10 protein-coding genes and 1 pseudogene are annotated in these 11,479 nt (G+C 67.5%); 2 read left to right on the top strand and 9 right to left on the bottom strand.

Annotation, left to right across the window (positions count from 1 at the left end):
* Positions 1 to 786: 786 nt before the first annotated feature.
* Positions 787 to 1,266 (bottom strand): DUF4265 domain-containing protein, encoded by a 480-nt coding sequence (locus AB0J06_RS25835; protein ID WP_357432203.1) that lies wholly within the window; start codon positions 1,264 to 1,266, stop codon positions 787 to 789.
* A 616-nt stretch (positions 1,267 to 1,882) separates the two neighbouring features.
* Here AB0J06_RS25835 and AB0J06_RS25830 point away from each other — a divergent pair.
* Positions 1,883 to 2,236 (top strand): VOC family protein, encoded by a 354-nt coding sequence (locus AB0J06_RS25830; RefSeq protein ID WP_357432201.1) that lies wholly within the window; start codon positions 1,883 to 1,885, stop codon positions 2,234 to 2,236.
* A gap of 454 nt (positions 2,237 to 2,690) precedes the next feature.
* On the opposite strand, the gene AB0J06_RS25825 is transcribed toward AB0J06_RS25830, so the two are convergent.
* The 3 genes from AB0J06_RS25825 to AB0J06_RS25815 all read right to left on the bottom strand — a co-directional run bounded on the left by AB0J06_RS25825 (position 2,691) and on the right by AB0J06_RS25815 (position 5,554).
* Positions 2,691 to 4,067, bottom strand: coding sequence for a permease prefix domain 1-containing protein (locus AB0J06_RS25825; RefSeq protein WP_357432199.1), 1,377 nt, complete (start codon positions 4,065 to 4,067; stop codon positions 2,691 to 2,693).
* Entirely contained in the window at positions 4,064 to 4,438 is a 375-nt protein-coding gene (locus AB0J06_RS25820; RefSeq protein WP_357432197.1) for a PadR family transcriptional regulator, read from the bottom strand. The genes AB0J06_RS25825 and AB0J06_RS25820 overlap by 4 nt, the downstream gene beginning before the upstream one ends.
* Positions 4,439 to 4,723: 285 nt before the next feature.
* Complete coding sequence (locus AB0J06_RS25815) at positions 4,724 to 5,554, bottom strand: sugar nucleotide-binding protein (RefSeq protein WP_357432195.1); 831 nt, start codon at positions 5,552 to 5,554, stop codon at positions 4,724 to 4,726.
* Between the two features lie 435 nt (positions 5,555 to 5,989).
* On the opposite strand from AB0J06_RS25815, the pseudogene AB0J06_RS25810 reads away from it, so the two are divergent.
* A pseudogene (locus AB0J06_RS25810) lies at positions 5,990 to 6,076 on the top strand (ATP-binding protein); the annotation flags it as partial.
* Positions 6,077 to 6,304: 228 nt separating this feature from the next.
* Here AB0J06_RS25810 and pruA read toward each other — a convergent pair.
* The 5 genes from pruA to AB0J06_RS25785 form a co-directional block, all read right to left on the bottom strand.
* Positions 6,305 to 7,930 (bottom strand): L-glutamate gamma-semialdehyde dehydrogenase, encoded by a 1,626-nt coding sequence (gene pruA, locus AB0J06_RS25805; RefSeq protein WP_357432194.1) that lies wholly within the window; start codon positions 7,928 to 7,930, stop codon positions 6,305 to 6,307.
* A 19-nt stretch (positions 7,931 to 7,949) separates the two neighbouring features.
* Positions 7,950 to 8,879, bottom strand: a complete 930-nt coding sequence (locus AB0J06_RS25800; RefSeq protein WP_357432192.1) for a proline dehydrogenase family protein — start codon at positions 8,877 to 8,879, stop codon at positions 7,950 to 7,952.
* 28 nt (positions 8,880 to 8,907) lie between these two features.
* Entirely contained in the window at positions 8,908 to 9,837 is a 930-nt protein-coding gene (locus AB0J06_RS25795; protein ID WP_357432190.1) for a carbon-nitrogen hydrolase family protein, read from the bottom strand.
* A 26-nt stretch (positions 9,838 to 9,863) separates the two neighbouring features.
* Positions 9,864 to 11,102: an amidohydrolase family protein gene (locus AB0J06_RS25790; RefSeq protein ID WP_357432188.1), complete on the bottom strand. Its 1,239-nt coding sequence runs from the start codon at positions 11,100 to 11,102 to the stop codon at positions 9,864 to 9,866.
* Between the two features lie 15 nt (positions 11,103 to 11,117).
* Positions 11,118 to 11,479 (bottom strand): ATP-binding cassette domain-containing protein (locus tag AB0J06_RS25785; protein ID WP_357432186.1); only part of this gene is annotated, 362 nt, incomplete at its 5' end.

Raw genomic sequence — 11,479 nt, 5'->3', positions numbered from 1 at the left:
CGGGTCGCCGCGGCGTTCACCGAACTCGCCCTGGCGATCTGACCTCGAAACCGACCCCGGCTCAACGCGTCATCCGATCCGATAACGCAACAGCGCCTTCCGTACGGAAATCTGCCACGCCGAGTTGATGCTTAACCGAACGCCGTAAGCTCGCCAGCTCGCGGGCCGGTGCTGGCAGTCACGACAGCGAGCGCGCTGTTCCGGGTTGCGGCCAAGAGCCGTAGCTCCACCCGGTACGTCGTCGTCGGCACGGTCGACACAGACGCCGGGTCAGCTTGCGGGCCATCAGCAGCGATAGCGCCGCGATCGGTCACCCGCTGTCGCCTACCAGACACAGGGCTCCGCCGACAGGTTGACGCAGATCTACTCGACGCCGCAGCATGCCTTTCCTCTCATCCGAAACGAGTATCCACCGCATCCCGAAGAAGCGCTGCATGCAAGTCGGATGTCGACATTCCCCAGTCGAAGTAGGCAGTATACCGAAGCGGTAATGTGACGCTTAGTCCGAACACAATAAGAGCAGGTAAGGTGAACCAAAAACCTGGCCAGATGAAGAACGCAGCGATAGCCGCGGGCATGAGGCGCAGAAACCAAACGCTTAACCGATAGAACATGTTCCTCTTATAGTTCGGCGGGACACCTTTGGTTCCTTTCGCTTCAAACATATAAACCTCCAATCTTGACGCCACCTCGATGAGATACTGCTCAGCCGCCCCATCAGTCCATATTCATAGGTGGCCACGGCCCAAACCATCACATCGAGCCCCGTGTTGTGCTGCGGTGTTACTAGTCGCCCCACTCCCAGATCAGGTGCCCCTCGGCCTTGAGCTTGTCGAGGGAGCCGACCAGGTCCTGCGGGTCCGTGCTGGGCGCGATGTCGAAGACAATGAACTGGTCACCCCAGTGCTCGTGCGGTATGCCGTCGAACTCCGCGACCGGCACCAGCGCCTCGGTGAGTCCGGTCGGCGCCGTCGGCGTGAACAGGACGCGGAGCACCCGGTGACCGGACCGTTCGTGCACCCGGATCGGCCCGCCGGCCGGGTCGAGCGCCACCACGTCGTGGCGGGCCAGGCCGTCGGTCCAGAACGGCACGCAGACGATCCGGGCCAGCCCCTCGCCGAGGTCGGAGAGCCACAACTCCTCGACGTGGCCGGGCAGCTTGTGCTCAACCCAGACATACGCCTTGCGCAGAGGTGCTGGCCACCCGGCCGGCTCGACGTGCACCACGTAGATGGGTTCGGTCAGCGAGGACTCCGTCTCATCCACGTTCCTGTCTCATCCCGCCCTACAGGAGATACCACTCCTGGATCATCGATCTGGGCCACCAGGGCGGCGGCGACGTGCCCGCGTACCCCTTGGGCGGGTTCTTCGGCACGATCCTATTGTTCTTCGACGGGTTGCGATGCCCGCAGGCCGGCGTCAGGTTCTTCGGATCGAGGTTGCCGCTTCGCCGGGTTGGTCCGGCAGTAGGAGCACAGCGGCGCCTGCGGGGTTCCAAAACCCCGTCACTACTGCGACTGACCTGGGCAAACGCAGCGCTCGGCGTGCCCCCCCCCCCCCCCCGCTCCGACCGTCCCGTCGTTGACCTCACCCACGAACGGCCCAAACGCCGCCCCGTCCTCGGCCGGCTCATCACCGAGTACGAACGAGCCGCGTAGAAGTCCAGGTCACCACCGGTTCAGGGTTTTGGGACCCCACACGATGCTTACGGCGACGGTCCCCACCAGGTGTCCCGTCATGTCGAATTGACTGCATGGCGCGTCGCGCTCGGTAATCTTCTTCGTGGGCCACGGAAGAACGGCCATCACCGCAGTGCGCGAGTCGACAAGCCGCAGCGTTCGGAAGACAATCATGAGCATTCATTTCCGAGCAGGAGGACCACATGCGCGTCATACGCGTTATGGCCGACCTTCGAGTGGCTGAGGTTGAGGCAGCGAAGAGCTTCTACACCGACTACCTCGGCCTGAGCACGGAGGAGTTCAACATGGGATGGGTGGCCCGCTACACCTCTCCCGACAGCGGAGCCAACGTCCAGCTCGTGACACGCGACGCAACCGCACCCGAAGACCCGGTCATCTCCGTCCAGGTGGATGACGTGGAAGGTGCTTATGAAGATGCTCAGAAACTCGGCTACGAGATCGTGCACCCTCTGACTACAGAGCCATGGGGTGTGCGCCGGTTCTTCGTACGGGCACCAGACGGCAACGTGATCAACATCGCGCACCATCGGGGCTGAACCAGCGGCGCGGCGGGCGGATCGGGGCGGTCAGCCACGGTCGTCCACATGAGCGCCGGTGCCGACATCACGCTCCTTCGCGAAAGCCGAAGACGCACGCACATGCCGCCGAGCGGGTTCGCGAGGCGTACTCGTACGCGCCGGGGTGCACCGTCACGCCGTGCAGGCACGTACCGATCCTGATCTCCGATCGATGAGCATCCGGCAACTGCTCGGGCTCTACTCTCGGATCCTCCTGAGCTGATCCAGCGTGGCGTTGTTAGGTCACGCAACGCCCCTGCTGGTGACCTGGGCGAGTCCGTCGTTGCAAAGGCGTATCGAGGCCAACTCGCGCCGCAGTCGGAGAAGAGCTGGGACGTTCGTGCGGCAGACGGCTCCTTGCTGCAGGTCAAGTGCCGCGTCATCGAGCCCGGCGGCCAACGTACCCACGCCGTCATGGGGTGGACCTTCTCGGTCAGACATAGCTGAACAACGGAGGGAAGAGCAGGACCACGATCCAGGCCCACACGGCGTACACGGGTAGGTAGCCGGTCTGCCAGCGCTCGAGCGCCGCGAACGGTGTGCGCCGCCGGATGAACCTCAGCAACAGCCACGCCGAGTAGGCGAGGTTGGCCAGCAGGATGACGTTCTCGCCGAGCGCGGCAGCCCTGTTGGGTGTGGTGCCGTACTCGTCGGTGATGCGTCCGGTGATCGCGAGCAGTACCAGTACGTCGATGGCCAACGCGCTGACCACGAGAGCGAGCTGAAGTTTGTCGAACAGGCCGGTCGGGGCCAGCGGATCGCGGGCTGAGATCGAGTAGAGCAGTAGCCCCAGCACCACGACCAGCAGGAGGTCGAACAGGATCAGCGCTTCGCGCTCCACGTTGATGCCATGGCTGGTCCAGGCGACGGCGACGAGAAATGCCAGCAGTGCTGCCGTGAACAGCGGAGTGAATAGCCGCGTGAGCACCGGGGCGATATTTTCGACCACGCTCTGCTTGGCCTCGACCAGCCACCCGGCCACGACAGCCCCGGCCACGGCGCCGCAGGGAAGGAGCCACTGCGAGATGAACTCCTCCGGGATGATCCCGATGGCATTGAAGGTGTGGAACAGGAACAAGAGGAGCACACCGCCGCCGAGGGCGATGAGTACGAAGTAGATGAACCACTCGCCGGTGAAGCGGATGAAGTCCATGCGTCGGCGCGAGGAGCGCCAGTCGCCGGCAACGTAGGCCAGACCCACCACAAGCCACAGGGCGATGGGGAGGTGGATGCTGGTGAGGACCAGCGACTTTGACTCCTCGGCCAGGGGGTAGGCGTTGGCCGCCACCGCGCCGAGCCCGAACAGCGCCACCAGTGTCCCGATCAGCGGGCGTCGGGCCTGTCGGCGCCAGGCCAGGAAGACCGCCAGCCAGGGCAGGGCGAACAGGGTGAAGTTCCGCGCGTAGAACGCGCCGTCGTCCGCCAACCTCAACCCGAACAGCTCCGGCACCTTGATGGACACCGCCGCGCCCGCCCCGCAGAGGACCATCGCCCACATGTCCCGCCGTGAGTGCGTGTTCGCCGCCGGGCTGTCAGGGTCGCCGGTCAGCACCAACTGCTTCCACAATCGTTCCGAATGCTCCCGGGCGAACTCGCGCGACAGTTCGTCGAGGCTGCCCATCCGCTTCACCGCGACGAGGAACGCCTCGTCCGGGCTCAGGCCTGCAGCTATGAGCTCGTCGACGGATCCGCGGAGATGGTCTTCGAGTTCGTCGACGTCGGACGGCTGCAGTTCCCTGCGGCGGAGCACGTAGCGACGCCACTGCTCGAACTGCGCCTCCAACTCCTCCTGACCCTCCCGCGCCGTCATGGCCGGCACTCCAGCGGGATCGCCGTCAGCGGCCTGCGGTCGCCGAGGCCGAGCCAGATCTCCTTGAGCGCGTCGGTGACCGTGTCCCATTGGCGGCGTTGCTCGGCCAACTCAGCCAGGCCCTTGTCAGTGATGCGGTAGTACTTGCGCCGCCGCTCGCCGGCGACCGACTGCCAGCTCGACTCCGAATAACCGAGGCGCTCAAGCCGGTGCAGCAACGGGTAGAGCAGCCCCTCGGTCCAGTCCAGTTCGCCACCGGACAGCTCGTTGATCCGCCTGAGGATGGCGTAGCCGTAGCTCTCCCCCTCGGCCAGGATGCCGAGCACCATCGGTGTCGCCGAGGCGGCCACCAGATCCTTGGCGACCTTCACGAGAACTCACCCCGTTCCTTACCTAGAAGTATTGTGCATAGTACTGCTAGGTATTGTGTCGCACAACGGCCCGGTCACGCGTCCCTGGCGGGGGTACCCGCGATCCCGCCGCAGCGAGATGACTCTCTAAAAGGTCCTAACAAAGTCGTACGACGTGCCGGCACGTGATGACGCAGGTGGCGAGGGAGCGGAAGCCTTCGTGGATGTCGTCGCGGCGTTCCCACCGGATGCGCAGGCGTTTCATGCCGTGGTAACAGGCGATCGCGAACAGATCAACACAACGCGTCAAGTCGGTGTGGGCACGAGGAACTCGCGTGCACCTCGAAGTCGGGTGGTCAACCGCGCCTGTGTCTTGGCGCAGTCCAAACGCACGTCGATGGGGCCTGAAAGACCGGTGGCGGCCCGTAGGCCAGTGGGGAGAGCGGCTTGGTCGAGACCGTCCCGTCGGGCGATCAGCACTCCGAGCTCGTAGCGGCTGACGGCATCAGCACCGGCGACGTGATGCACTCCGGCGTACGGCGACGCAGCCAGTTCTAGTAGCGCCGCAGCCAGGTCGGTGACATGCACGGGGCATCGCACGTCGTCGGTGAAAAGGGCGCCGGTCACGGCACCGGACGCCAGGGCGTGTACGTATTCCTCATGCTGGGAGCCGCCGTCACCGACGATCAGCGAGGTCCGGGCGACGATCGCGCTCGGACTTATGCCCTTGATCGCAGTCTCCGCTGCGGCTTTGGCAGCACCGTATGGTGTCGTGGGGTCCGGCAGGTGCGTCTCGTCGTAGCTGGCCGTCGTACCGGAAAAGACCGCGTCGCTGGACACGTGCACGAGCCGAGCTCCTACCGCTGCCGCCGCGAGGGCAACGTGCATGCCGCCGTCGGCGGTGGTTGCCCAGTCGGACTGCCGGTACGCGGCATTGACGACCACGTCGGGTCGGGCTTGCAGGGCCAACGCCGTGACGTCGTCGCGGCGTCGGATGTCGACCATGCGCCAGTCCACGCCAGTAATGGACGGAACGCGAGTGTGGAAGGTAGCCACTACATCGTTACCTGCGAGCTGGGCCTGACGCGTGATCTCTAACCCGAGGAAGCCGGTACCGCCGAACACGAGAAGGCGCACCGAGTAACGGTAGTGCAACCCGTAGGTCTCGAACGTCCAGCCTTTAGCGTTCCAGTCACGCCTGTGCTGGCGTGGTCCGGCATCAGACCGCGGACACATACACTTCTGCCGCTGACAGCGTGGCTTCGACGCCGACCCCGGGGGTTCGAGCACTCAGCTGGACCATCGCTCGAGCCGGTTTCGTCCTGGACCGCCTCGACGGCGGCCCAGGTCTGCGTGCCTGGAGTAGGTAGGCGGCCAGGATGGCAGCCCTGTTGTGTTACATCTACTGCAATAAGTCCAGGTTGACCTCGCTTGGGTTCCGATCGGGCCGCAGCCCTCGCCACGATGCAGTGAATGAGCCGGTTCGCGCACGCGGCCATCAGCCGTACCGCTCAAATGGGGTGTTGCCTGTCCGGTTCGACGTCACCGGCCAGCACCGGCGTGGCTCCGGCCTTCACCTTCCAACTCGTCTCCAACCGCTACGAACGCGCGTCGTTGATCGTCACCTCGAACAAGCCCTTCGGCAAAGGGCACATGTTCGCGCGAACGTGTGTCAGGTGCCGCCGAAAGTGGACAGGTCGATGGGGCGAGTATCACCGGCGTTCGAGCGATGCCCGCACCAAGTCGCGTTCATCCGCTCGGCGCTGGGACATCGCCGGCCAGGTGAGGAGGCCCGCGTTGCGATAGACCGAAAAGCTCACGCCGGTGACCCACCGCTCGTCGTTCGCGGTACTACGCACCGCGATCGACGAGCGGTGGGGACAAACGTCAGCCCATGTGCGGATAGCGGTAGTCGGTCGCCGGCACGAACGTCTCCTTGATGGAGCGCGCGCTGGTCCAGCGCAGAAGGTTCTGCGCGGAACCGGCTTTGTCGTTCGTCCCACTGGCCCGCCCGCCGCCGAAGGGCTGCTGGCCGACGACCGCTCCGGTGGGCTTGTCGTTGACGTAGAAGTTCCCCGCGGCGAACCTCAGTACATCCGCGGTCCGTGCGATGGCTGCGCGGTCTTGCGCGATGACCGCCCCGGTGAGGGCGTACGCCGACGCCGACTCCATCTGGGCGAGCATCTCGTCGTACGCGCCGTCCTCGTACACGTGCACGGCGAGGATCGGTCCGAAGTACTCGGTCGTGAAGGCCTCGTCGGTCGGGTCGGTGCTCTCGATGACCGTGGGGCGAACGAACCAGCCCTCGCTGTCGTCGTACGTGCCACCGGCGACGATTTCGGCGGTCGAACAGGCGCGGGCGCGCTCGATCGCGTCGCGGTGCTTGGCGAAGGCGCGTTCGTCGATGACCGCCCCCATGAAGTGGGACAGGTCGGTGACGTCGCCCATCGTCAGGGACTGCACCTCGGCTAGGAAGTCGTCGCGCAGCCGCGTCCACAGCGACCGCGGCACGTACGCGCGGGACGCGGCCGAGCACTTCTGCCCCTGGAACTCGAACGCTCCGCGGATCATGGCGGTCCGGAGCACGTCGGCGTCCGCCGACGGGTGGGCGACGATGAAGTCCTTGCCGCCCGTTTCACCGACGATCCGCGGGTAGCTGCGGTAGGTGCGGATTCGCTCCCCGACCGTCTGCCACAGGTGCTGGAACGTCCGGGTCGAACCGGTGAAGTGGATGCCGGCCAGGTCCGGGTCGGCGAGCGCGACGTCGGAGACGGCCAGGCCATCGCCGGTCACCATGTTGATGACGCCGGGCGGCAGGCCCGCGGCCTCCAGCAGCCGCATGGTCCACGCCGCGCTGAGCTGCTGGGTTGGGGAGGGCTTCCACACCACCGTGTTGCCCATCAGCGCGGGCGCGGTCGGGAGGTTCCCGGCGATCGCGGTGAAGTTGAACGGTGTGATCGCGTAGACGAATCCCTCCAGCGGCCGGTGGTCGGTGCGGTTCCACACGCCCGCCGACGACTGCGGCTGATCAGCGAGGATCTGCCGGGCGAAGCCCACGTTGAAGCGCCAGAAGTCGATGAGCTCGCACGCCGCGTCGATGTCCGCCTGGTACGCGGTCTTCGACTGCCCGAGCATGGTGGCGGCGTTCAGCGTCTCCCGCCACGGCCCGGCCAGCAGGTCGGCGGCCTTGAGGAAGATCGCTGCACGGTCGTCGAACGACAGCGCCCGCCATCCGGCGGCCGCGTCCTTAGCCGCCGTGACCGCCGCCCGGGCGTCGTCGTGGCTGGCGTTGCGCAGCGTGCCGAGCACGTGGTGGCGGCGGTGCGGCTGGACGACGTCGATCGGGTCGCCGGTGCCCATCCGGCGCCGGCCGCCGATCGTCATGTCGAGTTCGACCCGGTCCCCGGCGAGCTCGGCCAGCTTCTCGACCAGGCGGGCGCGCTCCGGGCTGCCGGGGGCGTACGTCTGGTTGGGCTCGTTGACGGGGGGCGGGACGTTGGTGATCGCGTCCATGAAGGTGGGTTACTCCTGGTTAGTTGCGGCTGGTCAGGGCGCGGAGGAAGAACAGCAGGTTGGTCGGACGCTCCGCGAGGCGCCGCATCAGGTAGCCGTACCACTCCTCGCCGAACGGCACGTACACCCGGACCTGGTGGCCCGCCTCGGCGAGCCGCGCCTGCTCGCCCGGGCGGATGCCGTACAGCATCTGGAACTCGTACCCCGCGTAGCCGCCGGCGCGTCCCGCCGCCAGCCGCGTCCCCGCCTCGATGATCTCCGGGTCGTGGGTGGCGAGCATCGGGTAGCCGGGGCCGCCCATCAGGATCTCGGCGCACCGCAGGTACGCCGCGGTCACCTCGGCGCGGGACTGGTGCGCCACGCTCGCCGGCTCCCGGTACGCCCCCTTGCAGAGCCGCACCCGCGACCCGGCGGTCGCCAGCTCCCGGCAGTCGGCCTCGCTGCGGTGCAGGTACGCCTGGATCACCGCGCCGGTCTGCGGGAACTCGCGCCGCAGCTGCGCCACGATCCCGAGCGTCGAGTCGGTGGTGGTGTGGTCCTCCATGTCGACCGTGACCGTCGTGCCGGCCCGGGTGGCCGCCGCGCAGATCCGCAGTGCGTTCTCCAGCGCCACCGCCTCGCCCTCGCGGGGCAGGGCCTGACCGAGCGCGGAGAGTTTGATGGACACCTCCGCCATGCCGGTCAGCCCGGCCGCGGCGAGCGCGTCGAGCAGCGCGACGTACTGCCGGGTCACGTGGTCGGCGCGCGCGCGGTCGGTGGTGTCCTCACCGAGGTAGTCCAGGGTGGCGAGACACCCGGAGGTCTGGAGCCGCCCCGACGCCCGTACGGCGGCGGGAACGTCCTCCCCGGCGACGAAGCGGTCCACGACGGACCGGGTGAGCGGCGTGGCTTCGATCGCCCGCCGCGCGCGGTGGCTGGCCGCGGTCTTGAGGATGGCCTGGCGGAGCACAGAAAATGCCCTTCGTTGACGTGGCGGGTTACTCGGCCGAAGCGCGCGGCGCGGGCCGGTCGCTCGGGGCGTAGAGGTCGGTGCCGACGATCGGGCCGTAGAGGTCCGGACGCCGGTCCTGCAGGAGGTTCAGCCCGAAGAACCCCTCGGTGCGGCTGGCGAGGGTCGTCGCCTCGAGGTCTGCGGTGTGCACGACGAGGCCCTCCTCGTCCGCCAGCATCGCGACGACCTTGCCGTAGGGGTCGACGATCTGGCTGTGGCCCCAGTAGTCGACGCCGGCGGTGTACACGCCCTTCTCGCAGTGGTTGGAGACGACCAGCCACATCTGGTTGAAGAACGCGTTCGCCTGCGCGGAGAGGTCCATCGCGAAGCCGTGGTAGTCGTCGGCCGGGTCGTGGCCCTTCATCGGCCACGCCGTGGACATCAGGCCGAGCGTGGCGCCCTGCAGCGCGAAGACCCGCATCAGCTCGGGGAACGCCAGGTCGTAGCAGATCAGGCTGGCGGCCTTCGCGAACGGCAGGTCGAAGACGGGGGTGGACTGCCCGGCGTTGAAATACGGGAACTCGAACGTGTTGTGCGTCTTGCGGTACACGCCCACCACGCCGTCCGGGCCGATCAGCGCGGTCGAGTTGAGGATGACGTTGCCGTGCCCGGCGCGCTCGGCGAGCCCGAGCTGAACGTACATACCGTGCTCGGCGGCCTTGGCGCGGATCGCCTCGGTGGCGGGGCCGGGCACCGGCTCGGACTCGCGGAAGTAGTACTGCTTCTGGGCGGCGGTGCCCTTGTCACCGAGACCGAACGCGAAGTCCGCGTACCCCTGCAGCCCGACCTCGGGCAGCACGAGCACGTCGACACCCTTGGTCGCGGCTTCGTCGATCATCTCGAGGAACTTCGCCAGGTTGCGCGCCTTGTCGTGCTCGATGCGGACGTTCGCGGCGGCCAGCGTCACGGGAGCCATTGCATTTCCTCCTGTACGAAATGGGGTCAGACAAGCTCGTACTTGACCAGCGCGCCGCCCTTGAGGACGACGGGCACGGCGGTCGGCGCGGCGAAGACGTTGATGTCCTCCCAGGGGCGGCCGTCGACCACGATCAGGTCGGCGAGCTTGCCGACCTCGACGGTGCCGAGGCGGTCGGCCAGGCCGAACAGCTCGGCGTTGGTACGGGTGGTCGCGATCAGCACGTCCGCGGCGGGCATCACCTCGGCCTTGAGCGACAGCTCCCGGTGCTTGTGCGCGAACATGGGGCCGAGCAGGTCTGAGCCGCTGGCGATGCGGACCCCGGCCCGGTACGCGTACTCCAGCGAGCGCATTCCCTGCTCGTGGGCCATCCGGATCTTCTCCAGCGGCTCCGCGGCGACCCCGTGCTCGGCGCCCTGGCGGTGCAGCAGCTCGTAGGTCGACAGCGTCGGCACCAGGTAGGTGCCGACCTCGGCGAGCAGCTTCGCGGTCTCCTCGTCCATCAGGTTGCCGTGCTCGATCGACCGCACACCGGCGGCGATGCAGTTGCGGATCGCGGAGGACGAGTACGCGTGCGCCAGCACGTACGTGCCGGCCGCCTCGGCGGTCTGCACCGCCATCCGCAGCTCCTCCAGGCTGTACTGGATGGTGTCCAGCTCGTCCGCCGGGGACATCGCGCCGCCGCTGGCCATCACCTTGATCTGGTCGGCGCCGGTGCGGATGTTCTCCCGGACGCCCTTGCGGATCTCCTCCGGGCCGTCGGCGACGATCGCGTTCATGCCCACCTGGGAGCAGCACTCGACGGCCTTGCCGCGCTCGGTGGGGCGCCGCCAGTCGGCGTGCCCGCCGGTCATCGACAGCGGGGCGTTCGACACCAGCAGCCGGGGACCCAGGATGTCGCCCTGCTCCACGGCCTGCCGGAAGCCCGCGTCGCAGCCGCCGGCGTCGCGCACCGTGGTGTAGCCCTGCATCAGGGTCCCGGTGAGGATGCGCCCCATCTTGAGCGCCGCGTGGCTGGTCTGGTAGTTGCGGTGCTGCTCGAGGATGTTGACGTCGATCGCGCCGATGTGGACGTGCGCGTCCATCAGACCGGGCATGACCGTCTTACCCGCGCAGTCGATCACCTTGTCGGCGCTGGCCGGCGCCGCCCCGCGGGTCGCGATGTCGACGATGCGCTCGCCGTCGACGACGACGGTGGCCCCCTCCACGGGCTCGGCGCCGGTCGCGTCGAACACGGTGGCGTTGGTGAGTGCGATGGTGGTCATTAGGGGTGCCTTCCGTTACGAGTGGTGGACGCCGAACGCGTCGGCGACGAGTTGGTCGACTTGAGCGCGGTTCTGGGTGTCGACGACGCGGTCGACGGTGCCGACGCGCAGCAGCACGAGCTCGTCCGCGACGCTCGCGGCCCGGGTGACGCTCTGCTCGACGAGGAGCACGCCCATCCCGCGGGAGCACAGCTGTGCGATGTAGGTGTAGATCTCGTCGATCACGACCGGCGCGAGGCCGAGCCCGGGCTCGTCCAGCAGCAGGTACTTCGGGTCGCGCAGCAACGCCCGCCCGAGCGCCACCATCTGCTGCTGGCCGCCGGAGAGCAGCGACACCTTCTGGTGCGTCCGGTCACGCAGCACCGGAAACAGGTCCA

The sequence above is a fragment of the Micromonospora sp. NPDC049679 genome (genome assembly GCF_040659735.1).
Classification (GTDB): Bacteria; Actinomycetota; Actinomycetes; order Mycobacteriales; family Micromonosporaceae; genus Micromonospora_I.
Note: the sequence above shows the minus strand (reverse complement) of the source record. Positions and strands in the feature narration are given on the sequence as shown.